This is a genomic window from Streptomyces sp. NBC_00663 (assembly GCF_036226885.1).
Lineage (GTDB): Bacteria > Actinomycetota > Actinomycetes > Streptomycetales > Streptomycetaceae > Streptomyces.
The window spans coordinates 4735341-4758176 of the sequence record NZ_CP109027.1; the positions used below are offsets into that span (position 1 = coordinate 4735341).

22 protein-coding genes and 1 tRNA gene are annotated in these 22836 nt (G+C 70.7%); 15 read left to right on the forward strand and 8 right to left on the reverse strand.

Annotated features, from left to right (window positions below; genetic code table 11):
* Positions 1-51: 51 nt before the first annotated feature.
* A complete protein-coding gene (gene paaN / locus OG866_RS21615; protein ID WP_329336997.1) occupies positions 52-1758 on the forward strand; it encodes a phenylacetic acid degradation protein PaaN in 1707 nt (568 codons plus the stop codon).
* On the opposite strand, the gene OG866_RS21620 is transcribed toward paaN, so the two are convergent.
* The 3 genes from OG866_RS21620 to OG866_RS21630 are packed head-to-tail and all read right to left on the reverse strand — an operon-like array spanning position 1755 to position 4476.
* Positions 1755-2516 carry a TrmH family RNA methyltransferase gene (locus OG866_RS21620; protein ID WP_329336999.1) on the reverse strand — a complete coding sequence of 254 codons (762 nt, stop codon included), beginning with the start codon at positions 2514-2516 and terminating at the stop codon, positions 1755-1757. The genes paaN and OG866_RS21620 overlap by 4 nt on opposite strands.
* Positions 2513-3709, reverse strand: a complete 1197-nt coding sequence (locus tag OG866_RS21625) for an HTTM domain-containing protein (protein ID WP_329337000.1) — start codon at positions 3707-3709, stop codon at positions 2513-2515. Before OG866_RS21625 ends, OG866_RS21620 begins: the two co-directional genes overlap by 4 nt.
* Positions 3706-4476, reverse strand: a complete 771-nt coding sequence (locus tag OG866_RS21630; protein ID WP_329337002.1) for a DUF5819 family protein — start codon at positions 4474-4476, stop codon at positions 3706-3708. The genes OG866_RS21625 and OG866_RS21630 overlap by 4 nt, the downstream gene beginning before the upstream one ends.
* A gap of 217 nt (positions 4477-4693) precedes the next feature.
* Between OG866_RS21630 and paaA the strand changes: the two genes are divergently transcribed.
* The 6 genes from paaA to OG866_RS21660 all read left to right on the forward strand — a co-directional run bounded on the left by paaA (position 4694) and on the right by OG866_RS21660 (position 9528).
* Positions 4694-5680 carry a 1,2-phenylacetyl-CoA epoxidase subunit PaaA gene (gene paaA / locus OG866_RS21635; protein ID WP_329337003.1) on the forward strand — a complete coding sequence of 329 codons (987 nt, stop codon included), beginning with the start codon at positions 4694-4696 and terminating at the stop codon, positions 5678-5680.
* Positions 5677-5964 (forward strand): 1,2-phenylacetyl-CoA epoxidase subunit PaaB, encoded by a 288-nt coding sequence (gene paaB, locus OG866_RS21640; protein WP_329337005.1) that lies wholly within the window; start codon positions 5677-5679, stop codon positions 5962-5964. Before paaA ends, paaB begins: the two co-directional genes overlap by 4 nt.
* Positions 5961-6695 carry a 1,2-phenylacetyl-CoA epoxidase subunit PaaC gene (paaC, locus tag OG866_RS21645; protein ID WP_329337007.1) on the forward strand — a complete coding sequence of 245 codons (735 nt, stop codon included), beginning with the start codon at positions 5961-5963 and terminating at the stop codon, positions 6693-6695. The genes paaB and paaC overlap by 4 nt, the downstream gene beginning before the upstream one ends.
* On the forward strand, positions 6689-7210 hold the full coding sequence (paaD, locus tag OG866_RS21650; RefSeq protein ID WP_329337009.1) for a 1,2-phenylacetyl-CoA epoxidase subunit PaaD: 522 nt from the start codon (positions 6689-6691) through the stop codon (positions 7208-7210). The genes paaC and paaD overlap by 7 nt, the downstream gene beginning before the upstream one ends.
* Entirely contained in the window at positions 7210-8268 is a 1059-nt protein-coding gene (locus OG866_RS21655; RefSeq protein ID WP_329337010.1) for a 2Fe-2S iron-sulfur cluster-binding protein, read from the forward strand. The genes paaD and OG866_RS21655 overlap by 1 nt, the downstream gene beginning before the upstream one ends.
* 126 nt (positions 8269-8394) lie before the next feature.
* Positions 8395-9528 carry an acyl-CoA dehydrogenase family protein gene (locus OG866_RS21660; RefSeq protein ID WP_329337011.1) on the forward strand — a complete coding sequence of 378 codons (1134 nt, stop codon included), beginning with the start codon at positions 8395-8397 and terminating at the stop codon, positions 9526-9528.
* A 24-nt stretch (positions 9529-9552) separates the two neighbouring features.
* Here the strand turns inward: OG866_RS21660 and OG866_RS21665 are convergent, their stop codons facing one another.
* From OG866_RS21665 to OG866_RS21680, 4 genes are all read right to left on the reverse strand, one after another.
* Positions 9553-9900: a rhodanese-like domain-containing protein gene (locus OG866_RS21665; RefSeq protein ID WP_329337013.1), complete on the reverse strand. Its 348-nt coding sequence runs from the start codon at positions 9898-9900 to the stop codon at positions 9553-9555.
* A gap of 89 nt (positions 9901-9989) precedes the next feature.
* The gene (locus OG866_RS21670; protein WP_443063550.1) at positions 9990-10835 is read right to left on the reverse strand and encodes a J domain-containing protein; all 846 of its coding nucleotides are present in this window, start codon (positions 10833-10835) and stop codon (positions 9990-9992) included.
* A 113-nt stretch (positions 10836-10948) separates the two neighbouring features.
* The gene (locus OG866_RS21675; RefSeq protein WP_329337014.1) at positions 10949-12355 is read right to left on the reverse strand and encodes a DUF2252 domain-containing protein; all 1407 of its coding nucleotides are present in this window, start codon (positions 12353-12355) and stop codon (positions 10949-10951) included.
* Between the two features lie 201 nt (positions 12356-12556).
* Positions 12557-12919: a winged helix-turn-helix transcriptional regulator gene (locus tag OG866_RS21680; RefSeq protein WP_329337016.1), complete on the reverse strand. Its 363-nt coding sequence runs from the start codon at positions 12917-12919 to the stop codon at positions 12557-12559.
* A 128-nt stretch (positions 12920-13047) separates the two neighbouring features.
* Between OG866_RS21680 and OG866_RS21685 the strand changes: the two genes are divergently transcribed.
* A complete protein-coding gene (locus OG866_RS21685) occupies positions 13048-13701 on the forward strand; it encodes an FMN-dependent NADH-azoreductase (protein ID WP_329337017.1) in 654 nt (217 codons plus the stop codon).
* 112 nt (positions 13702-13813) lie between these two features.
* Here OG866_RS21685 and OG866_RS21690 read toward each other — a convergent pair.
* Positions 13814-13900 (reverse strand) — tRNA-Leu (locus OG866_RS21690).
* Positions 13901-14389: 489 nt separating this feature from the next.
* Here OG866_RS21690 and OG866_RS21695 point away from each other — a divergent pair.
* From OG866_RS21695 to OG866_RS45255, 7 genes are all read left to right on the forward strand, one after another.
* Positions 14390-15268: a DUF3662 and FHA domain-containing protein gene (locus OG866_RS21695; protein ID WP_329337018.1), complete on the forward strand. Its 879-nt coding sequence runs from the start codon at positions 14390-14392 to the stop codon at positions 15266-15268.
* A 10-nt stretch (positions 15269-15278) separates the two neighbouring features.
* Positions 15279-15794, forward strand: coding sequence for an FHA domain-containing protein FhaB/FipA (locus tag OG866_RS21700; RefSeq protein ID WP_329337019.1), 516 nt, complete (start codon positions 15279-15281; stop codon positions 15792-15794).
* 95 nt (positions 15795-15889) lie between these two features.
* Positions 15890-17458, forward strand: a complete 1569-nt coding sequence (locus OG866_RS21705) for a Stp1/IreP family PP2C-type Ser/Thr phosphatase (protein WP_329344233.1) — start codon at positions 15890-15892, stop codon at positions 17456-17458.
* Between the two features lie 16 nt (positions 17459-17474).
* Positions 17475-18926, forward strand: coding sequence for an FtsW/RodA/SpoVE family cell cycle protein (locus tag OG866_RS21710; protein ID WP_329337020.1), 1452 nt, complete (start codon positions 17475-17477; stop codon positions 18924-18926).
* Complete coding sequence (locus OG866_RS21715; RefSeq protein WP_329337021.1) at positions 18923-20398, forward strand: peptidoglycan D,D-transpeptidase FtsI family protein; 1476 nt, start codon at positions 18923-18925, stop codon at positions 20396-20398. Before OG866_RS21710 ends, OG866_RS21715 begins: the two co-directional genes overlap by 4 nt.
* A gap of 169 nt (positions 20399-20567) precedes the next feature.
* Positions 20568-22553: a Stk1 family PASTA domain-containing Ser/Thr kinase gene (pknB, locus tag OG866_RS21720; RefSeq protein ID WP_329337022.1), complete on the forward strand. Its 1986-nt coding sequence runs from the start codon at positions 20568-20570 to the stop codon at positions 22551-22553.
* Positions 22554-22641: 88 nt separating this feature from the next.
* A complete protein-coding gene (locus OG866_RS45255) occupies positions 22642-22782 on the forward strand; it encodes a hypothetical protein (RefSeq protein ID WP_443063551.1) in 141 nt (46 codons plus the stop codon).
* The last annotated feature ends 54 nt before the right edge of the window (positions 22783-22836 follow it).

Below are 22836 nucleotides of genomic sequence, written 5' to 3' on the forward strand. Positions count from 1 at the left end.
CCCAGGTCATGAGCTCGACGAAGAGTTCTCCAGACGAGGAGTTGGTCCCGCATGGCCGCCGAACTGACCGCCCACGAGCTGATCGCCCAGCACCGGCCCACCCTCGACCAGGCGCTGGAGGCGATCCGCACGCGCGCGTACTGGTCCCCGCACCCGGAGCACCCGAAGGCCTACGGTGAGAACGGCAGTCTGGACGCGGCGGCGGGCAAGGCGGCCTTCGACGCCCTCCTCGGCACCCGCCTGGACCTCGGCCAGCCCGGCACGGACGACTGGGTGGGCGGCGAGGTCTCGCCGTACGGCCCGCAGCTGGGCGTCGAGTACCCGCACGCGGACGTGGACGTGCTGCTGCCCGCCATGAAGGCCGGGCAGAAGGCCTGGAGGGAGGCGGGCGCGGAGATCCGCGCGGTGGTCTGTCTGGAGATCCTCAAGCGCATCAGCGACCGGACGCACGAGTTCGCGCACGCGGTCATGCACACCTCCGGCCAGGCGTTCATGATGGCGTTCCAGGCGGGCGGCCCGCACGCGCAGGACCGCGGCCTGGAGGCGGTGGCGTACGCGTACGTGGAGCAGGTCCGCACCCCCGACACGGCGGAGTGGACCAAGCCCCAGGGCAAGCGCGACCCCCTCGCCCTGACCAAGCAGTTCACTCCGGTCCCGCGCGGGATCGCCCTGATGATCGGCTGCAACACCTTCCCGACGTGGAACGGCTACCCGGGCCTGTTCGCGTCCCTCGCCACCGGCAACGCGGTCCTGGTCAAGCCCCACCCGCGCGCGGTGCTGCCGCTCGCGCTCACGGTCCAGGTCGCGCGCGAGGTGCTGGCCGGCGCCGGCTTCGACCCGAACCTGGTGGCGCTGGCCGCCGAGCGGCCGGGCGAGGGCATCGCCAAGATCCTCGCCACCCGCCCGGAGATCCGGATCATCGACTACACCGGCTCGACGTCGTTCGGCGACTGGCTGGAGACCAACGCCCGCCAGGCGCAGGTCTACACGGAGAAGGCCGGCGTCAACACGGTGCTCGTCGACTCCACGGCGAACTACAAGGGCATGCTCTCCAACCTGGCGTTCTCGCTGTCCCTGTACAGCGGCCAGATGTGCACCACCCCGCAGAACTTCCTCATCCCGCGCGACGGCATCCGCACCGACGAGGGCCCCAAGACCTTCGACGAGGTCGCCGCCGACCTGGCCCGCTCGGTCGACGGCCTGCTCGGCGACGACGCCCGGGCGAACGCCCTGCTGGGCGCGATCGTCAACCCGGACGTCAAGGCGCGCCTGGAGGCCGCGGCCGGGCTCGGCGAGGTCGCCCTCGCCTCCCGGGAGATCACCAACCCGGAGTTCCCGGACGCGGTCGTGCGCACGCCGGTCGTCGTCAAGCTGGACGGCGCGCGGAAGTATTGGGAGAGGGCCGACGACGAGGCCGCCTACATGAGCGAGTGCTTCGGCCCGGTCTCCTTCGCCGTCGCGGTCGACTCGACGGCGGACGCGGTGGAGCTGCTGCGGCGCACGATCCGCGAGAAGGGCGCGATGACGGTCGGCGCGTACACGACCGACGACGAGGTCGAGCGTGCGGTCCAGGAGGTCTGCTTCGACGAGGCCGCGCAGCTGTCGCTGAACCTCACGGGCGGGGTGTACGTCAACCAGACGGCCGCGTTCTCCGACTTCCACGGCTCGGGCGGCAACCCGGCGGCCAACGCGGCCCTCACCGACGGCGCCTTCGTCGCGAACCGCTTCCGGGTCGTGGAAGTGCGCCGCGAGGCCTAGAAGTCAGCCGTGAGGCTCCAGTGGTACAGCGTCATCCCCACGCTCGTCGCGAGGTTGTAGCTGGAGACCTGGGGCCTCATGGGCAGCGCCACCAGATGGTCGCTGCGCGCGCGCAGCTCGGCGGAGAGCCCGCTGCGCTCCGAGCCGAACGCGAGGACGGCGTCGTCCGGGAGCTTCACGCCCCGGATGTCGTCGCCCTCCGGATCGAGGGCGAAGAGCGGCCCCGGGGGGAGTTCCTCGACCGTCACCCGCTCCACCGCCGTCGCGAAGTGCAGCCCCGCGCCCCCGCGCACCACTGTCGGATGCCAGGGGTCGAGCGTGCCCGTGGTGACCACACCGGTCGCCCCGAATCCCGCCGCCAGCCGGATCACGGCTCCCGCGTTGCCAAGGTTGCGCGGGTTGTCGAGGACGACCACGGGCGCGGGGCGGGGAAGGCGCGCCAGCGCCGCCAGGTTCGCCGCGCGGGACGGCCGTACCGCCAGGGCGGCCACGCCGGTCGGATGCGGGCGCGGCACGAGATTCTCGTACGCCCCCGGCGCCACCTCCGTCAGCAGCGCGTCCAGCGTCTCGCGCACATCGGCGGCCAGGTCGGCGGCGAGGGCGAGCGTGGCCGCACGGTCGGTGGTGACCGCCACCGGCACCTCGGCCCCGAAGCGCAGCGCGTGCTTGAGGGCGTGGAAGCCGTCGAGCAGGACGGCGGAGTCGGCGAGCCGGTGCCAGACGGCCACAGGGCCGACGGGGTCGGCGGGGTCGGTCATGCCGTGAAGCCTACGTGCGTCTCCTCGGCGCTCTCGGGGGCGCGTGGCTGCGGCAGCGTCGTACGGCCCCGCCCGGCCGTGAGGCGTGCACGCGCGCGGTCCGCCCAGCCGCCCAGCCGGCGCAGGAACGGTGTCGGCAGGAACACCGCGTCGGCGGCGATCATCGCGAGCGAGAAGAACGGCAGCCCGAGGACGACGGCGATCACGGCGTGCTCGGTCATCATGGCCGCCAGCAGGACGTTCTTGACCCGCCGGTTGAACAGCGTGAACGGGAAGGCGACCTGCACGGCGACGGTGCCGTACGTGATGAGCAGCACCATCGTGGAGCTGGAGGCCAGCGCGTCGGCGAGGCCGGGCCAGGGGGAGAAGTAGTCCAGGTGCAGCGGGTAGTAGACGGCGGTGCCGTCCTGCCAGCGGGAGCCCTGGATCTTGTACCAGCCCGCGGTGGCGTAGATCAGACAGGCCTCGGCCATGATCACGAGCAGGGCGCCGTTGTGCACGAGGTTGGTGACGACGTCCAGCAGGATGCGCGGCTGATCGGTCCGTGCCAGCCGTCCGACCGCCCACCACACGCCCAGCGACAGCCAGACCGCCCACAGCAGCGAGGGGACGAACAGGTCGCCCTCGAAGAGCCTGCCGGCGCCCGTCGCCGCGATCAGCACCAGCCCGAGCACCACCCACAGGACGGGACCGACCCGGTCCGGGAGGTGCTCCCCACGCGTGCGTGCCCGGCGCTCGTCCAGCGACCACACCTGGCCGCAGCGCGTGAACACCAGGTAGAGGCACATCAGGTGCAGGACGTTGTCGCCGCCGTCGCCCATGAAGATGCTGCGGTTCTGGAGCGAGAGCACGCCGACCATGAAGAGCACGGACATCGTGCGGGTGCGCCAGCCCACCAGCAGCAGGGCGCTGGAGAGCACGGCGAGGGCGTAGACGAGCTCGAACCAGACCCGCCCGTCGGACCACATCAGCGCGGTGAACGCGCCGTTGCCCGCGATCAGCTGCTCGGCGAGGTCCCAGCTCCAGGGGCCGTCGGGGCCGTACAGCTCACCGCGGTGGGGCAGTTCGCGCAGCAGGAAGAGCAGCCAGGTGGCGCTGAAGCCGATGCGGACCACGGCGGCCTGGTACGGGCCGAGGGCCGACTCGGTGACCCGGGCGATGGCCCGGGAGAGGGCCAGGGAGATCCGGTTCACCGGTCGCCTCCCACCTGGTCGGCCCGCGTGACCGACCACCAGGGAAGCTCGCGGTAGGCGGGCTTGTCGGAGACCTGTTCCTGGCTCCACTCGGGCGGCCGCACGTTCGTGGACACGGACCGGACCTGCACCCGCTCGACGCTCCCGCCGCGCCCCGCCGCGTCGTCCCGGTCAAGGCGCATCACCACGATCCGGCGCAGATACGTCTCCGACAGCGCGCCGCGCAGCCCGACGGGCCGGTTGTCGGCGCCGTGGGTGGCGGAGAAGAAGTCCCAAGCCCGGCGCAGCTCGTTCTGCTGGGTGTGGCTGGGCAGCAGATTGCCGTCGATGGCCCGGCCGTCCTCGGCGGACAGGTCGTACCAGCCGGTGGTCCGGACGGTGCCGTCGGCGGCCAGGATCTGGGCGCGCACCTGGACGGCGATGTTCTGCTGTAGCGGGTTCGGCGCGAACAGCTTCCAGTTCTGCTCGAACTCGGGGTAGATCCAGTCGTCGATCGCCCTGCCGTGCTGCTTGGTGACCGCGTTCGCGGGCGCGACGTGCAGGAACGTCATCCCCAGATGCACACAGACGGTGACCGCCACGATCGCGAGGGCCAGCGCGGCACCGATCTGGTAGCGGAGGGACAGCGCGGCGACGCCGGTCCGGGGGTCGGCGGGCGCGGGCGGGAGGTGCGGCAGCGGCGGAGGTGCCGGCTCGGCCGGCGGCACGGGGGCACGCGGCTCGTCGGCCCCCAGCGGGGCCTCCGAGCCTGTGTCGTACGCGTCCATTCCGCCCCGTTTCCCGATGTCCGGTCCCTGTCCGGGCCAACCGCGCCCACCGCACCGCACGGCACTCGCAGGCGAACGGTACTCAGGCCCGCCCGCCGGGCACAGAGGCTATCCACAGCGGTTGACACCTTACGGCGCCCGGCACACCATGGATGCGACGAACCGAACGATCGGTCGGGAGCGTGTTCCGGGCAGCGACCGGGGCCAAGGGGGCCACATGGCAACAGCAGCACAGGCGTACGACAGGCCGGACGCCGCCGGTCAGGACGGTTACGAGCGCGCCTTCGACGCCGCCGTGGCCGCCGACGAGCGCATCGAGCCGCGCGACTGGATGCCGGACGCCTACCGCGCGACACTGGTCCGCCAGATCGCCCAGCACGCCCACTCCGAGATCATCGGCATGCAGCCGGAGGCCAACTGGATCACGCGCGCGCCGAGCCTGCGCCGCAAGGCCATCCTGATGGCCAAGGTCCAGGACGAGGCCGGGCACGGCCTGTACCTCTACAGCGCCGCCGAGACCCTCGGCACCGGCCGTGACGAGCTGCTCGACAAGCTCCACTCCGGCCGCCAGAAGTACTCCTCGATCTTCAACTACCCGACCCTGACCTGGGCGGACGTCGGCGCGATCGGCTGGCTCGTGGACGGCGCCGCGATCACCAACCAGGTCCCCCTGTGCCGCTGCTCCTACGGCCCCTACGCGCGCGCGATGGTCCGCATCTGCAAGGAGGAGTCCTTCCACCAGCGCCAGGGCTACGAACTGCTGCTGGCCCTCAGCAAGGGCACCCCCGAGCAGCACGCGATGGCGCAGGACGCGGTGGACCGCTGGTGGTGGCCGTCGCTGATGATGTTCGGCCCGCCCGACGACGAGTCGGCGCACTCCGCGCAGTCGATGGCCTGGAAGATCAAGCGGCACTCCAACGACGAGCTGCGCCAGCGCTTCGTCGACATCTGCGTCCCGCAGGCGGAGTCCCTCGGCCTGACCCTCCCCGACCCGGACCTGAAGTGGAACGAGGAACGGGGACAGCACGACTTCGGCCCGATCGACTGGACCGAGTTCAAGAACGTCCTCAAGGGCAACGGCCCCTGCAACGAACAACGGATCACCCAGCGCAGGCGGGCCCACGAAGAGGGCGCCTGGGTGCGGGAGGCGGCGGCGGCCTACGCCGCCAAGCACGGCAACGGGACGGGAGAGCAGCAGGCATGACGAACACCGACTGGCCCCTGTGGGAGGTCTTCGTGCGCTCGCGCCGCGGCCTCTCGCACACCCACGCCGGCAGCCTGCACGCCCCGGACGCGGAACTCGCCCTGCGCAACGCCCGCGACCTGTACACCCGGCGCGGCGAGGGCGTCTCGATCTGGGTCGTCCCGTCGACCGCGATCACCGCGTCCTCCCCGGACGAGAAGGACCCCTTCTTCGAACCGGCCGCCGACAAGCCGTACCGCCATCCCACGTTCTACGAGATCCCGGACGGGGTGAAGCACCTGTGACCGCCGATGTGACCCTCGACGCGACCACCCGCACCGCCGCCCTGGCCCTCGGTGACGACGCGCTGATCCTCTCCCACCGCCTCGGCGAATGGGCCGGTCACGCGCCCGTGCTGGAGGAGGAGGTCGCCCTCGCCAACATCGCCCTGGACCTGCTCGGCCAGGCCCGCGTGCTGCTGTCGATGGTGGGCGACGAGGACGAACTGGCGTATCTGCGCGAGGAGCGCGCCTTCCGCAACCTCCAGCTGGTGGAGCAGCCGAACGGCGACTTCGCCCACACCATCGCCCGCCAGCTGTACTTCTCCACCTACCAGCACCTGATGTACGCCGAACTGGCCGCCGGAGAGGGCCCGTTCGCACCGCTCGCCGCGAAGGCCGTCAAGGAGGTCGCCTACCACCGCGACCACGCCGAGCAGTGGACGCTGCGGCTCGGCGACGGCACCGACGAGAGCCGGGAGCGGATGCTGCGGGCGTGCGACGCGCTGTGGCGGTTCACCGGCGAGATGTTCCAGCCTCTGGAGGGCCTCGACATCGACGGGACGGCCCTGGACGCGGCGTGGCTCGCCGCCGTGACGGCCGTCCTCGGCCGCGCCGGCCTGCCGGTCCCCGACGGACCGCGCACGGGCGCGTGGACGGCCGGTGCGGGCCGGCAGGGCCTGCACACCGAGTCCTTCGGACGGATGCTCGCCGAGATGCAGCATCTGCACCGCAGCCACCCGGGGGCGTCATGGTGACCGCGACCCCGCTGGAGGCGGAACTCCTGGAGATCGCCGGCGCTGTCCCCGACCCCGAACTGCCGGTGCTCACCCTCCAGGAGCTCGGCGTCGTCCGCGCGGTGCACGCTCACGACACCGACTCCGTCGAGGTCGAACTGACCCCGACCTACACCGGCTGCCCGGCCATCGAGGCGATGTCCCTCGACATAGAGCGGGCCCTGCGGGCCCACGGCGTCCAGGACGTCACCGTGCGCACGGTGCTCGCGCCCGCCTGGTCGACGGACGACATCACCCCCGAAGGCCGCCGCAAACTGGAGGAGTTCGGCATAGCTCCCCCGCGCGTACAGCGGACCGCGGGACCGGTCCCCCTGCCCCTTGGCGCCACCCGCACCCTCACCGCGCCGCCCGTCCACTGCCCGCACTGCGGCTGTGCCGACACCGAACTGCTCAGCCGCTTCTCCTCCACCGCGTGCAAGGCGCTGCGCCGCTGCCTCGCCTGCCGTGAACCGTTCGACCACTTCAAGGAGTTGTGATGGCCCGCTTCCACGCGCTCCCGGTGGCGGCGGTCGACCGGCTCACCGACGACTCCGTGGCCCTCACCTTCACCGTGCCGCCGGAACTCGCCGAGGAGTACCGCCACGCCGCGGGCCAGCACCTCGCCCTGCGGCGCCGGGCCGACGGCACGGAGATCCGCCGCACGTACTCGATCTGCTCCCCGGCCCCGGGCGACGAGGCTCCCCGTCAACTCCGGGTCGGTGTACGGCTGGTGGAGGGCGGCGCGTTCTCGACGTACGCGCTCAAGGAGATCAACGTCGGCGACGAGGTGGAGGTGATGACCCCGGCGGGCCGCTTCACGCTCGCCCCCGCGCCCGGTCTGTACGCCGCGATCGTCGGCGGCAGCGGCATCACGCCGGTGCTGTCGATCGTCTCGACGCTGCTCGCGCGTGAGCCGAAGGCCCGGTTCTGCCTGATCCGCAGCGACCGTACGGCGGCCTCGACGATGTTCCTGGACGAGGTCGCCGACCTGAAGGACCGCTACCCCGAGCGGTTCCAGCTGGTGACGGTGCTGTCCCGGGAGGAGCAGCAGGCCGGCCTGCCGTCCGGGCGGCTCGACCGGGAGCGGCTGACCGGACTGCTGCCCGCGCTGCTGCCGGTGGCCGACGTGGCGGGCTGGTTCCTGTGCGGGCCGTTCGGTCTGGTGCAGGGCGCGGAGCGGGCCCTGAAGGACCTCGGTGTCCCGCGCGCCCGCATCCACGAGGAGATCTTCCACGTCGACGCGGGCACCCCCACCGCGCCGACGGCTCCCACGCCCGCGCACAGCACGGTCACCGCCCGCCTCGACGGCCGCGGCGGCACCTGGCCCGTCCAGGACGGCGAGTCCCTCCTGGAGACGGTCCTGCGCAACCGCCCCGACGCCCCCTACGCCTGCAAGGGCGGGGTGTGCGGCACCTGCCGGGCCTTCCTCGTCGCCGGCGAGGTCCGCATGGACCGCAACTTCGCGCTGGAGCCGGAGGAGACGGAGGCCGGCTATGTGCTGGCCTGCCAGTCGCATCCGGCGACGGAGAAGGTGGAGCTGGACTTCGACCGGTAGCCGTCAGGCGGGCGGTGCCGCGCCGTTCCCTTCTTCTAGAACCTGTTCTATCTTGACGGACCGTCAGATCGGTGCCGCGGGATCAGCCGCGGCACCGACCGGCCGACCGTCGGGAGGACAGCAACCGTGGACTTCACCTTCACCGAGGAGCAGCAGGCGGCGGCCGAGGCGGCACGCGGGGTGTTCGCCGGGGTCGCACCGGACGCGGTCCCCAGCCCCGCGCTGGCCGTGGGCGCCGTCGCCGACACTTTCGACCGCGCCCTGTGGAAGAAGCTCGCGGACGCGGACCTGCTCAGCCTGCTGACGGCCACCGAGCACGGCGGGGCGGGCCTGGACGCCGTCGCCCTGTGCCTGGTGCTGAGCGAGTCGGCGAAGGTGCTGGCCCGGGTGCCGCTCCTGGAGAGCAGCGCCGCCCTGGCCGCCGTACAGGCTTATGGCACCGAGGAGTTGAAGTCCGCCCTGCTGGAGCGGGCGGGCCGCGGTGAGGTGGTCCTCACGGTCGCCGCGAGCGGCCGCACCGGCCACGACCCGGCCGAACTCGCCGTGACCGCACGCCAGAAGGGCGCCGAGTGGATCCTGGACGGACTCCAGACGGCGGTGCCGTGGGCGTACGACGCCGACCTCGTCGCCGTACCCGCGCACACCGCGTCCGGGCACACGGTGCTCGCGCTGGTGGCACCGGGAAGCGAAGGGGTGACGCTCGCCGAGCAGTTCTCCACGACGGGGGAGCGGCTGGGCGAACTGCACCTGGAGTCGGCGCGGATCACGGCACGGTACGTCCTCGACGCGGACGGCGCCTGGGAGTCGCTGCGCCAGCTACTGACCGTCGGCACCTGTGCGCTGGCGCTCGGGCTCGGTCGCCAGGTGCTCCGGATGACCGGCGAATACACCGGCAAGCGGGAGCAGTTCGGGTTCCCGGTCGCCACCTTCCAGGCGGTCGCCGTGCAGGCCGCCGACCGCTACATCGACCTGAAGGCCATGGAGGCCACCCTGTGGCAGGCCGCCTGGCGGCTCGGCTCCGGCACGCACGGGACGCTGCCCGTCTCCGGTGAGGTGGCCGTCGCCAAGATCTGGGCCGCGGACGGCGTACGACGGGTCGTGCAGACGGCACAGCATCTGCACGGCGGCTTCGGCGCCGACGTCGACTACCCGCTGCACCGCTACCACGCCTGGGCCAAGCACCTGGAGCTGTCCCTCGGCCCGGCCGCGGCCCACGAGGAAGCCCTCGGCGACCTGCTGGCGGCCCACCCGCTGGGCTGACGCGCCCTCGGGGGCCCGGGTCGGCTACAGGACGAAGGCGGGCGAGCCGTTGTCCGTCACCATCGGCCGACCCGCGCCTTCCCAGGCCAGCATGCCGCCGTCGATGTTCACCGCGTCGATGTCCTGCTGCACCAGATACTGCGTGACCTGCGCGGAACGGCCGCCGACGCGGCACATCACATAGGCGCGCCGCCCCTCGGCCACCGCCTCGGTGACCTCGCCGAACCGGGCCACGAAGCCGCTCATGGGAACGTGCAGCGCGCCCTCGACGTGCCCGGCGGCCCATTCATCGGCCTCACGGACGTCCAGAACGAGAGCGTCGGCCGGCACACCGGCGACGTCGACCGAGGGCAAAGCAGCTCCGAAACTCATGAGCCCGAGGCTACCTGAGGGCTCCCGTCCCCCAGCCGCCCCGCCCGTCACCGATGCCTGGCCACGCCGGGGCGCGCCGCCCACGACGGCTACTGCCCCCGCAGCTCCACCAGCTCGCGCTCCCGCTCGGCGACCTGCGTCAGCAGCTGCTCGGCGATCTCCTCCAGGAGCCGGTCGGGGTCGTCCGGGGCGAGGCGCAGCATCGCGCCGATCGCGCTCTCCTCCAGCTCCCGTGCGACGACGGTCAGCAGCTCCTTGCGCTGGGCGAGCCATTCGAGGCGAGCGTAGAGCTCCTCGCTCTCGGACGGCTGCTGCTCCGGCGGCTTGGGGCCGGCCGCCCACTCCTCGGCGAGTTCCCGCAGCAGTGGCTCGTCGCCCCGCCCGTAGGCGGCGTTGACGCGGGTGATGAACTCCTCGCGCCGCGCCCGCTCGGTCTCGTCCTGGGCCAGGTCGGGGTGGGCCTTGCGGGCCAGCTCGCGGTAGAGCTTGCGGGCCTCGTCGCTGGGCCGCACCCGCTGCGGGGGCCGCACCTGCTGGTCCGTGAGCATCGCCGCGGCCTCCGGGAACAGGCCGTCCCCGTCCATCCAGCCGTGGAACAGCTCCTCCACGGCCGGCATCGGCATCACCCGGGCGCGGGCCTCGTCCGCCTTGCGCCGGTCCTCGGGGTCACCGCTGCGGACGGCCCTGATCTCGGCGATCTCCGCGTCCAGCTCATCGAGCCGGGTGTACATCGGCCCGAGCTTCTGGTGGTGCAGCCGGGAGAAGTTCTCGACCTCGATCCGGAAGGTCTCCACCGCGATCTCGTACTCGATCAGCGCCTGCTCGGCGGCCCGCACGGCCCGCTCCAGCCGCTCCTCGGGCCGCGGCGCACCGTCCTCGGGCACCGCCCGCGTCCCGCCGGCGACACCACCCTGCTCAGCTTCCGGGGTCGTCACCCGACCAGCGTAGGCCACGGCCGCAGCGGCGCCCCCGCCACGGCGTACCTCAGCCCCCACGCCCACGCGGCACCGCGAACCCCGCACCGCGCACGTCAGCCCCCACGGGCCTCTCAGACGCCCATCTCCGCAGGGATCCGCCCCGCCCGCACCGCCGCCACCAGCTCCGCGTGGTCCGCCTCCGTGCGGTCGGCGTAGGCGACGGCGAACGTCGCCATCGCCTCGTCCAGCTCCTCGTTCTTGCCGCAGTACCCGGCGACGAGGCGCGGGTCGGCGCTGTGGGAGTGGGCGCGGGCCAGGAGCGCGCCGGTCATCCGGCCGTAGTCGTCTATCTGGTCGGCGGCGAGCGCGGCGGGGTCGACGCTGCCCTTGCGGTTGCGGAACTGCCGCACCTGGAAGGGGCGGCCCTCGACCGTCGTCCAGCCCAGCAGCATGTCGCTGACGACCTGCATGCGCTTCTGCCCGAGGACCACCCGGCGGCCCTCGTGCCCCTCCGCGGGCGCCTCGAAGCCGGCGGTCACCAGGTGCGGCAGCAGCGCCGAGGGGCGGGCCTCCTTCACTTGCAGGACCAGCGGTTCGCCACGGTGGTCGAGGAGCAGCACGACGTACGAGCGGGTGCCCACACTGCCCGTGCCGACGACGCGGAACGCCACGTCGTGCACCGCGTGCCGGGCCAGCAGCGGCAGACGGTCCTCGGAGAGGGTGTCCAGGTACTCCTCCAGGGCGCCGGCGACGGCCGCTGCCTCCGCGTCCGGCACCCGCCGCAGCACCGGCGCGGCATCGACGAAGCGGCGCCCGCCGCCCTCGGTCGGCTCGGTCGACTTCGCCGCGAACCGCCCGCTGGTGTTGGCGCGCGCCTTCTCCGAGACCCGTTCCAGAGTGCCGACCAGGTCGTGGGCGTCGCTGTGGGAGACCAGTTCCTCGTCCGCGATGGCGTTCCACGCGTCCAGCGCCGGGAGCTTGGCGAGCAGCCGCATGGTGCGGCGGTAGGAACCCACCGCGCCGTGCGCCGCCTGACGGCAGGTGTCCTCGTCGGCGCCCGCCTCCCGGCCCGCGAGCACCAGCGAGGCGGCGAGCCGCTTGAGGTCCCACTCCCAGGGGCCCGGCACCGTCTCGTCGAAGTCGTTGAGGTCGATGACGAGGTCGCCGCGCGCGTCCCCGTACAGCCCGAAGTTGGCCGCGTGGGCGTCGCCGCAGATCTGGGCGACGATCCGGGTCATGGGGGTGCGTGCCAGGTCGTACGCCATGAGGCCGGCGGAGCCGCGCAGGAAGGCGAAGGGCGTGGCCGCCATCCGTCCGACGCGGATCGGGGTGAGCTCGGGCAGGCGTCCGCGGCTGGACTCCTCGACCGCGCTCACCGCGTCGGGGCGGGAGCCGTCCACGTCGAGGGCGGCATGCGCGCCGCGCGGGATCCTGGCCCGCAGCGACTTGCCCTCCTCCTTGGGCGAGCCCTGCGCGGGCCAGGCGGCGAAGCCGCGCGCGGGCGGCAGCCTGCGCCCCGCCTCTGAGGAAACCTCCACAGCAGCTTCCGTACCGACCTCGGTCACAGCGACCGCCTCCCCCGCACACGCACGCGCCCGAACATCAACTCGTGCAGACCGTACAGCCGGTGGCCGAAACGCGTCAGACCCTGTGGACAACTCCACAGCTGTGGAAAACCCACCCGACTCCGGCTGCCCCTCAGCAACGGCCCCCGGCTCCCACGCCGCTCCGACCGCCGCTCAGCAACCGCCCCCCGGCTCCCACCCCACCAGATACCGCTTCGCCCACCGCCCCAGCTCCGCGAACGCAGGCTCCAGCGCCGCCCCCGCTTCCGTCAGCCGGTAGGACACCCGCAGCGGCGGCCCCTCGTCGACCTCGCGTACGACGAGTCCCGCGGCGGCGAGTTCGGTGAGGCGGTCGGACAGCATCCGTTCGCTGATGCCGGGGATCGCCCGGCGCAGATCGACGAAGTACGCCGGTCCCGGGGTGAGGACGGCCACGATCGGCCCGGTCCAGCGCTTTCCCAGGAGCTGGAAGACGCGGGTGATCCCGTCGTCGACCCGCCTGCACGCCTCGGTGCCGTGACTCCGCTCACCCGCCATGCCCCCAGGGTACTGCCCTCTTCGTAGGGAGATGAAAAAAAGTAAGTCCCTGTGTTATTCATAGTCGAGTACGAATTACTAGCCGCTTCCCCAGCGGTCACTCACCGCTGCCTCCCCCTGGAGACCCCATGGCCACGCTGCTCCACATCGACTCCTCCGTGTTCCCGCACGGCGCCTCCGCCTCCCGCACCGTCACGGACGCCTTCCGCCGGACCTGGGAGGAGCAGCACCCGGAGGGCACCGTGATCTACCGCGACCTCTCCGCCGACCCCGTGCCGCACATCACCGCCGACGCCCACACCGCCGGCTTCTCCGACCCGGCGTCGCACACCCCCGAGCAGGCCGCCGCCTTCGCCGCGCGCGTGCGACTGATCGAGGAGCTGGAGGGGGCGGACGCGGTGCTGATAGGCGCCCCGATGTACAACTACGCGATCCCCTCGACCCTGAAGGCCTGGCTGGACAACGTGATGCTGGTGGGCCGCACGTTCATGGCGGAGGACTCGAGGATCAAGGGCACCCCGGTCACCGTCGTGGCCAGCCGCGGCGGCTCCTACGCGCCCGGCACCCCGCGCGAGGACTACGAGTACGTACAGAACTACCTTCAGGCCGTCCTCGCCGACTCCCTCGCCCTGGACCTCGACTTCATCGTCCCGGAGCTGACCATGGCCCCGCAGAACCCGGCGATGACCGAACTGATCCCCCTCTACGAGACCTCCCGGGAGCGCGCCCTCCAGGACGCCGAGATCAAGGCGAAGGCCGTCGCCGAACGCCTGGCCGCCTAGGCTCACGTCGTGTGATTGTCCTCACCACGCGATCCGCACCGAGGAGAGCGGGATCGAGGACAACGGGACAACGAGAAAGCCCCCCAGGTCCGAGACCTGGGGGGCTTTCATCTGGTGCGCGAGGGGGGAGTTGAACCCCCACGCCCTTGCGGGCACTGGAACCTGAATCCAGCGCGTCTGCCTATTCCGCCACCCGCGCATTGGGTGTGTCCTCGGGCCCTGTTCCCTTGCGGGCCTGGCGCCTTCCGACACCCAGAACATTAGCACGCTGACAGAGGTGGATTCACATCCCTTTCCCCAGGGCAGCAGCCGACCAGGACCTTCACCGGACGGCACCGAACCCCCGCCCCTGCGGCTACGTATCAACGTCGACCGGTTCACGTATCAACCTCGTACCGGTCCCGTCCGTCTCACCAGGAGCCGGTCGGGGTCCACAGTCAGGTGCGGGACACTGGTCCACGGCCACCTCTACGATCCTTGACAAGGACAAGTCGGCCGCGGGAGTTCGAAGAGGAGCTCCACAGGGAACTTCGGAGGCGTCGACACCCGTCGACGGTGCCGACAGGGGGAACCAGCCGATTCACCGGCGCGTGGATACGATCAGTAAGCAGTACCAGGTGCAGTACCAGGTAAGGCAGTACCCGCTCTGCGGGGTGCAGGACGGCAGCAACTACGGAGGAGGTGCCCCATGGGAGTCCTGAAGAAGTTCGAGCAGCGTCTCGAAGGTCTGGTCAACGGCACCTTCGCCAAAGTGTTCAAGTCCGAGGTCCAGCCCGTGGAGATCGCCGGCGCGCTCCAGCGCGAGTGCGACAACAACGCGACGATCTGGAACCGCGACCGGACCGTCGTCCCCAACGACTTCATCGTGGAGCTGAGCACACCGGACTTCGAGCGGCTCAGCCCCTACTCCGGCCAGCTCGGCGACGAGCTCGCCGGCATGGTGCGCGACTACGCCAAGCAGCAGCGCTACACCTTCATGGGCCCGATCAAGGTCCACCTGGAGAAGGCCGACGACCTCGACACCGGCCTTTACCGGGTGCGCAGCCGTACGCTCGCCTCCTCCACCGACCAGCAGGCCCCCGGAACACCGGGAGCAGCCGCCGCACCGGCCGCCCGGCCCACGGCGCCGAGCGGCTACGGCTACCCGCAGTCCGCCGCGCCCGCCGGCGCCCCGCCCATGCCGGCCGCACCGCCCCCCGGCGGACGCCCCGGGGGCTACGGCTACCCGCAGCCCGCCCAGGCCCCGCGCTCCGGCGGACCCGTCGGTGCCCCGGCACCCGGCAGCCGCACCCGCCACTGGATCGAGATCAACGGCGCCCGCCACCAGATCTCCCGCGCGACACTCGTGCTGGGCCGCAGCACCGAGGCCGACGTGCGGATCGACGACCCCGGCGTCTCCCGCCGGCACTGCGAGATCCGAACCGGAACGCCCTCGACCGTCCAGGATCTCGGATCCACCAACGGCATCGTGGTGGACGGACAGCACACCACCCGCGCTACGCTCCGCGACGGCTCGCGGATCGTCGTGGGCAGCACCACCGTTATCTATAGGCAAGCCGAAGGGTGAAGCGGGGGCAATGTCAGAGCTGACCCTCACGGTCATGCGGCTGGGTTTCCTGGCCGTACTGTGGCTGTTCGTGATCGTGGCCGTGCAGGTCATCCGCAGCGACCTGTTCGGTACGCGCGTCACCCAGCGCGGCTCCCGGCGCGAGGCCAACCGGCCTCAGCAGGCCCAGCGCCAGCAGCAGGCGCCGCCGCAGCAGCGCCAGCAGAGCGCCGGCGGCCGACGGGGCCGTAACGCCCCCACCAAGCTGGTCGTGTCCGAGGGCATCCTCACCGGCACCACCGTCGCGCTCCAGGGCCAGACCATCACGCTCGGCCGGGCGCACGACAGCACCATCGTGCTGGACGACGACTACGCCTCCAGCCGCCACGCGCGGATCTACCCGGACCGGGACGGCCAGTGGATCGTCGAGGACCTCGGCTCCACCAACGGCACGTACCTGGACCGGAGCCGGCTGACGACCCCCACACCGATTCCGCTGGGCGCGCCGATCCGCATCGGCAAGACCGTCATCGAGCTGCGGAAGTAGTGCTACATCATGAATAGGCGCGAGCGGAGCGAGCACGCAGCGGCCCCCACCCCGGGCCCCGGCGCGCTCCCGACCGGAGGGTGGGCACCGTGCGGATGTATCCGGAGCCGACGGGCGAGGTGCGCATGAGTCTGTCACTGCGCTTCGCCGCCGGATCGCACAAAGGCATGATCCGGGAGGGCAACGAGGACTCCGGATACGCCGGACCCCGACTGCTCGCCATCGCCGACGGCATGGGCGGCGCCGCCGCCGGTGAGGTCGCCTCCTCCGAGGCCATCTCCACCATCGTCGCCCTCGACGACGACGTCCCCGGCTCCGACGTCCTCACCTCCCTCGGCATCGCCGTGCAGCGCGCCAACGACCAGCTGCGCTCCATGGTGGAGGAGGATCCGCAGCTGGAGGGCATGGGCACGACGCTCACCGCCCTGCTGTGGACCGGCCAGCGCCTCGGCCTCGTCCACGTCGGCGACTCCCGCGCCTACCTGCTGCGCGACGGCGTCCTCACCCAGATCACCCAGGACCACACCTGGGTGCAGCGCCTGGTCGACGAGGGCCGCATCACCGAGGAAGAGGCCACCACCCACCCGCAGCGCTCCCTGCTGATGCGCGCGCTGGGCAGCGGCGAGCACGTCGAGCCCGACCTCTCCATCCGCGAGGTCCGCGCCGGCGACCGCTATCTGATCTGCTCCGACGGCCTGTCCGGCGTCGTCTCCCACCAGACGCTGGAAGACACCCTCGCCAGCTACCAGGGCCCGCAGGAGACCGTGCAGGAGCTGATCCAGCTCGCCCTGCGCGGCGGCGGCCCCGACAACATCACCGTCATCGTCGCCGACGTCCTCGACCTCGACACCGGCGACACACTCGCGGGCCAGCTCTCCGACACCCCCGTCGTGGTCGGCGCCGTCGCCGAGAACCAGCTACAGCTGCACGACAACGGCATCATGCAGACCCCCGCCGGACGCGCCTCCGGGCTCGGCCGCCAAGTGCCCGGACAGGGCGGCGGGGGCGGCGAGTTCGGCCCGCCCGGCTCCGGCGACGTCACCGGTTTCATCTCCACCGACGGCTTCGGCGGCTACTCCGACGACGACTTCGTCAAGCCCCGCAAGGGCCGTAAGTGGCTCAAGAGATCCCTCTACATCGCACTCGCCCTCGGCGTCATCGGCGGCGGGCTCTACGGCGGCTACCGCTGGACCCAGACCCAGTACTACGTCGCCGCCAACGGCGACCACGTCGCCCTCTACCGCGGCATCAGCCAGGACCTCGCCTGGGTCTCGCTGTCGAAGGTGGAGAAGGACTACCCGAAGATCGAACTCAAGTACTTGCAGCCGTACCAGCAGGAGCTCGTCGAGAACACCATCGCGGAAGGCGGTCTGAAGACCGCTCAGAAGAAAATCGACGAACTCTCCGTGCAGGCATCCGCGTGCCGCAAGGTGGCCGAGGCGCAGGCGACCGAGAGCGAGAAGAACTCCAAGACCGGTGAGGGCGAGGCCGGCGGGACCACGGGAACCACCCGCTCCTCCCTGACGTCCAAGGCGTCGCCCAGTCCGTCCACCTCGACCTCACCGTCCCCGAACGCGTCCGCAACCCCGACCGCGCCCACTCCCAGCCCCGGCCCCACGCTCTCCGACGAGGAGAAGCAGGTCGCCGGCAAGTGCGGTACGTGAGAGGCCCCGTCACACGATGAGCAGTACCACCAACTCGCCGACGCACCACACGTCCACGATCGGCTCGATCGGCACGCCGAGCCGGCGCAACACCGAGCTCGCACTGCTGGTGTTCGCCGTCGTCATCCCGGTGTTCGCCTACGCCAACGTAGGCCTCGCCATCAACGACGAACTCCCCGCCGGTCTCCTGGGCTACGGCCTCGGCCTCGGCCTGCTCGCGGGCGTCGGCCATCTCGTCGTACGCAAGTTCGCGCCGTATGCCGATCCGCTGCTGCTGCCACTGGCTACGCTGCTGAACGGCATCGGGCTTGTCGTCATCTGGCGACTGGACCAGTCCAAGCGACTCCAGGCGAGCAGGGACTTCGTCGAGTCGGCACCGCGCCAGCTGCTGTACTCGGCGATGGGCATGGCCCTGCTGGTGGCCGTACTGATCTTCCTCAAGGACCACCGAGTCCTGCAGCGGTACACCTACATCTCCATGGCCGGAGCCATGCTCCTGCTCGTGATGCCGCTGATCCCCGGTCTCAGCGCGCCCACCTACGGCGCCAAGATCTGGATCAAGATCCCCGGCCTCGGCACGCTCCAGCCCGGTGAGTTCGCGAAGATCGCCCTGGCCGTGTTCTTCGCCGGCTATCTCATGGTCAAGAGAGACGCCCTGGCCCTGGCCAGCCGTCGCTTCATGGGCCTGTACCTGCCGCGCGGGCGCGACCTCGGTCCGATCCTCGTGGTCTGGGTGATGTCGATCCTCATCCTGGTCTTCGAGACCGACCTCGGCACATCCCTGCTGTTCTTCGGGATGTTCATCATCATGCTGTACGTCGCCACCGAGCGGACCAGCTGGATCGTGTTCGGTCTGCTCATGTCCGCGGTCGGCGCGGTCGGCGTGGCCAGCTTCGAACCGCACATCCAGACCCGTGTACAGGCCTGGCTCGACCCGATGCACGAGTTCGAGCTCTCCCGCGCCGGTGTCCAGGACGGCATCATCCACTCCGAACAGGCCATGCAGGCCCTGTGGGCCTTCGGCTCCGGCGGCACCCTCGGCACGGGTCTCGGACAGGGCAACTCCGACCTGATCGGCTTCGCCGCCAACTCCGACTTCATCCTCGCCACGTTCGGCGAGGAACTCGGCCTGGCCGGCGTCATGGCGATCCTGCTGATCTACGGGCTGATCGTCGAACGCGGCGTGCGCACCGCCCTCGCCGCCCGCGACCCCTTCGGCAAGCTGCTCGCCGTCGGCCTGTCCGGCGCCTTCGCGCTCCAGGTCTTCGTCGTCGCCGGCGGTGTCATGGGTCTCATCCCGCTGACCGGTATGACGCTGCCGTTCGTGGCCTACGGCGGTTCGTCGGTCATCGCCAACTGGGCCCTGATCGGCATCCTGATCCGCATCAGCGACACCGCGCGCCGCCCGGCCCCGGCCCCCGCCCCCAGCCCCGACGCCGAGATGACCCAGGTGGTCCGCCCGTCATGAACAAGCCCCTGCGCCGGATCGCCCTCTTCTGCGGCTTCCTCGTCCTGGCCCTGCTCGTCCGCGACAACTGGCTCCAGTACGTGAAGGCCGACGACCTGCGGACCGACACCGACAACCGCCGCGTCGCCATCGAGCGGTACGCCACCCCGCGCGGCGACATCATCGTCGACGGCAAGGCCATCACCGGGCACAAGGAAACGACCACCGGCGACTTCAAGTACAAGCGCACCTACAAGAACGGCGCCATGTGGGCGCCCGTCACCGGGTTCGTCTCCCAGGCCTACGGCGCCAACCAGCTCGAGTACATCGAGGACGGCATCCTCACCGGCAACGACGACCGGCTCTTCTTCCGCAACACCCTCGACATGATCACGGGCAAGCCGAAGGAGGGCGGCAACGTCGTCACCACCCTCAACGCCGCCGCCCAGAAGGCCGCCTACGAGGGTCTCGCCAAGCGCGGCAAGGGCGCGGTCGTCGCCCTGGAGCCGTCCACCGGCAAGATCCTGGCGCTGGCCTCCTACCCGTCGTACGACCCCGGGACGATCGCCGGCGGCGGCGACTCCGACGCGGCGGCCTGGAAGAAGCTCGACAAGAAGAACAACCCCGACGACCCGATGCTCAACCGGGCCCTGCGCGAGGTCTACCCGCCCGGCTCGACCTTCAAGGTCGTCACCGCGGCGGCGGCCCTGGAGAACGGTCTGTACGGCGACGCCGACGAGAAGACCGACTCCCCGCTGCCCTGGGTCATGACCGGCACCCGCACCGAGCTGAAGAACGAGGGCAACATCCCCTGCAAGAACGCCACCATGCGCGTCGCCCTGCAGTGGTCCTGCAACACCGTCTTCGGCAAGATCGGCGCCGACCTCGGCAACGACAAGATGCTGGACGAGGCCAAGAAGTTCGGCTTCGACGAGGAGCAGTTCACCCCGGTCCGCTCCAGCGCCTCCGTCTTCTCCGACGACATGGAGCCCTCGCAGGTCGCCCTGTCCTCCATCGGCCAGTACAACACCGCCGCCACCCCGCTTCAGATGGCCATGGTCGCCTCCGCGGTCGCCAACGACGGCAAGCTCATGAAGCCGTACATGGTCGACGAGCTCCAGGCCCCGAACCTGGACACCATCGCGAAGAACGACCCGGCCGAGCTCAGCCAACCGCTGTCGCCGGAGAACGCGCAGGTCCTCCAGTCGATGATGGAGACCGTGGTCCAGAAGGGCACCGGCACCACCGCCCAGATCGGCAACGGCGTCACCGTCGGCGGCAAGACCGGCACCGCCCAGCACGGTGAGAACAACAGCAAGAACCCGTACGCCTGGTTCATCTCGTACGCGAAGCTCAGCGACGGCAGCAAGCCGGTCGCCGTGGCCGTGGTCGTCGAGGACGAGAGCGCGGTCCGCGAGAACATCTCCGGCAGCGGCCTCGCGGCACCGATCGCGAAGAGCGTGATGGAGGCGGTCATCAACTCCAAGAAGTGACCCCCATCACGTCCCCTTCACATCGGTGCACGTTGCGATACCGGTCCTGTATCGGGTGACGGGCTTGGCCAGGTCACACAAAGCCAGCCGGGTACGGTAGGCCCGGACGGCAGCCTCCGACCGCACACCAGTGCCGGTCGGGACCGACGGAGAGGGCTGGTAGGTAGCTATGGAAGAGCCGCGTCGCCTCGGCGGCCGGTACGAGCTGGGCCAGGTGCTCGGCCGTGGTGGCATGGCGGAGGTCTACCTCGCGCATGACACCCGGCTCGGCCGCACCGTGGCGGTGAAGACGCTGCGCGCGGACCTCGCACGCGACCCGTCCTTCCAGGCCCGGTTCCGCCGGGAGGCCCAGTCGGCCGCCTCGCTCAACCATCCCGCGATCGTCGCGGTCTACGACACGGGCGAGGACTACATCGACGGGGTCTCGATCCCGTACATCGTCATGGAGTACGTCGACGGCTCCACGCTGCGCGAACTCCTGCACTCCGGCCGCAAGCTGCTGCCGGAGCGCGCGATGGAGATGACGATCGGCATCCTTCAGGCCCTGGAGTACTCCCACCGCAACCAGATCGTCCACCGTGACATCAAGCCGGCCAACGTCATGCTGACGCGCAACGGCCAGGTCAAGGTCATGGACTTCGGCATCGCCCGCGCCATGGGCGACTCCGGCATGACGATGACCCAGACGTCCGCGGTGATCGGCACGGCGCAGTACCTGTCGCCGGAGCAGGCGAAGGGCGAGCAGGTCGACCAGCGTTCGGACCTCTACTCGACAGGCTGCCTCCTCTACGAACTCCTGACGGTCCGCCCCCCGTTCGTGGGCGACTCCCCGGTGGCCGTGGCCTACCAGCACGTCCGTGAGGAAGCACAGCCCCCGTCGGTCTTCGACCCCGAGATCACGCCCGAGATGGACGCGATCGTGCTGAAGGCCCTGGTCAAGGACCCGAACTACCGCTACCAGTCCGCCGACGAGATGCGCACCGACATCGAGGCGTGCCTGGACGGCCAGCCGGTCGCGGCCACGGCGGCGATGGGCTCGGTCGGCTACGGCGGCTACCCCGACGACCAGCCGACGACCGCACTCCGCTCGACGGACGCCGGCGCCACGTCGATGCTCCCGCCGATGAACCCGGACGACCCGAACTACGGCGGCTACGACGACCGCCCCGACCGCCGCCGCCAGAAGAAGAACAACACCTCCACAATCCTGCTGGTCGTGGCGGCTGTCCTGGTCCTGATCGGCGCGATCCTGATCGGGAAGTGGGCGTTCAGCGGCAACAACGCCGCCGACGACAAGGTGGCGGTGCCGACCTTCGTGGGCGAGAAGCTGGACACCGCCAAGAACATGGCCACGAACAGCGACCTGAAGCTGAATCCCACCGAGAAGACGTGTGAGGACCAGCCCAAGGGCAAGATCTGCTCGCAGGACCCCGAGCCGGGCACCGACGTGGACAAGCAGTCCACCATCAACGTGGTGGTCTCTACGGGCGCCCCGAAGGTGACCGTGCCGAGCGTGATCGGCGACCAGTACGAGGACGCCAAGACGAGGCTCGAGGGTGACGAATTCGGGCTCGTGGTCAAGAAGAAGGAGAAGGAGTCCACGGAGGAAACCGGCTCCGTCCTCGACCAGACCCCGGTCTTCGGCAAGGAAGTCGAAAAGGGCACGGAGATCACTCTCACCGTCGCCGTCGAGGTCCAGAAGTCCACGGTGCCGGATGTCGCGGGCAAGACCTGTGACGAGGCCAAGGCCCTGATGACGTCGAGCAACCTCACCGGCAACTGCGTCACCGACACGGAGACCGACGACGCCAACCTGGTCAACAAGGTCATCAGCACCGACCCCGGCATCGGCAACTCGGTCGACAAGGGCTCCACGGTGACGATCCACCTCGGCAAGGCCAAGGAGAACCAGCAGGTTCAGGTTCCCCAGGACATCGCGGGCAAGAAGCTGAACGAGGTCACGAAGACCCTCCAGAACCTGGGCCTCCAGGTACAGGTCCAGGGCTCCCAGGACGGCAACGCCACGGTCGTCACCTCCAACCCGACCCCGGGCAGCACCGTCAACAAGGGCGACACCATCACCCTGTTCACCACCGACCAGGGCGGCGGCGGCAACGACGGAGGCACCAACATCTTCGGCGGCACGACCGGATAGGCGGCCCGCACGGAGGACTGACGCCGACTTACGGCAACGAGTGAGCCCCGGTTCCCTGATTCTCAGGGGCCGGGGCTCACTCGCGCTCGTGTCCTTACATAGAGCCGTCCTCAGCGTCGCCATGCTCCTCCGCGACAGCGACGTCGCACGTCAGGTGCGCACGTACCTCCTCGACACGGAGTACCTGGCCCGCACCCAGCCTGTGGATAACAACACCGACGCGAACTGATCGCGCTGCGCACCGGAGTCCAGCGCATCGAGCGACGGCTTCATCAGCACCACG

Bases quoted from the DNA above. Each gene is read 5' to 3' on its own strand.
- OG866_RS21620 (WP_329336999.1), bottom strand. From the start codon at position 2,516: ATGACCGACCCCGCCGACCCCGTCGGCCCTGTGGCCGTCTGGCACCGG.
- OG866_RS21715 (WP_329337021.1), top strand. From the start codon at position 18,923: ATGAACAAGCCCCTGCGCCGGATCGCCCTCTTCTGCGGCTTCCTCGTC.
- OG866_RS21705 (WP_329344233.1), top strand. From the start codon at position 15,890: ATGTATCCGGAGCCGACGGGCGAGGTGCGCATGAGTCTGTCACTGCGC.
- OG866_RS21700 (WP_329337019.1), top strand. From the start codon at position 15,279: ATGTCAGAGCTGACCCTCACGGTCATGCGGCTGGGTTTCCTGGCCGTA.
- paaB (WP_329337005.1), top strand. From the start codon at position 5,677: ATGACGAACACCGACTGGCCCCTGTGGGAGGTCTTCGTGCGCTCGCGC.
- OG866_RS21685 (WP_329337017.1), top strand. From the start codon at position 13,048: ATGGCCACGCTGCTCCACATCGACTCCTCCGTGTTCCCGCACGGCGCC.
- paaD (WP_329337009.1), top strand. From the start codon at position 6,689: ATGGTGACCGCGACCCCGCTGGAGGCGGAACTCCTGGAGATCGCCGGC.
- OG866_RS21665 (WP_329337013.1), bottom strand. From the start codon at position 9,900: ATGAGTTTCGGAGCTGCTTTGCCCTCGGTCGACGTCGCCGGTGTGCCG.
- OG866_RS21655 (WP_329337010.1), top strand. From the start codon at position 7,210: ATGGCCCGCTTCCACGCGCTCCCGGTGGCGGCGGTCGACCGGCTCACC.
- pknB (WP_329337022.1), top strand. From the start codon at position 20,568: ATGGAAGAGCCGCGTCGCCTCGGCGGCCGGTACGAGCTGGGCCAGGTG.
- OG866_RS21680 (WP_329337016.1), bottom strand. From the start codon at position 12,919: ATGGCGGGTGAGCGGAGTCACGGCACCGAGGCGTGCAGGCGGGTCGAC.
- OG866_RS21630 (WP_329337002.1), bottom strand. From the start codon at position 4,476: ATGGACGCGTACGACACAGGCTCGGAGGCCCCGCTGGGGGCCGACGAG.
- paaN (WP_329336997.1), top strand. From the start codon at position 52: ATGGCCGCCGAACTGACCGCCCACGAGCTGATCGCCCAGCACCGGCCC.
- OG866_RS21695 (WP_329337018.1), top strand. From the start codon at position 14,390: ATGGGAGTCCTGAAGAAGTTCGAGCAGCGTCTCGAAGGTCTGGTCAAC.
- paaA (WP_329337003.1), top strand. From the start codon at position 4,694: ATGGCAACAGCAGCACAGGCGTACGACAGGCCGGACGCCGCCGGTCAG.
- OG866_RS21710 (WP_329337020.1), top strand. From the start codon at position 17,475: ATGAGCAGTACCACCAACTCGCCGACGCACCACACGTCCACGATCGGC.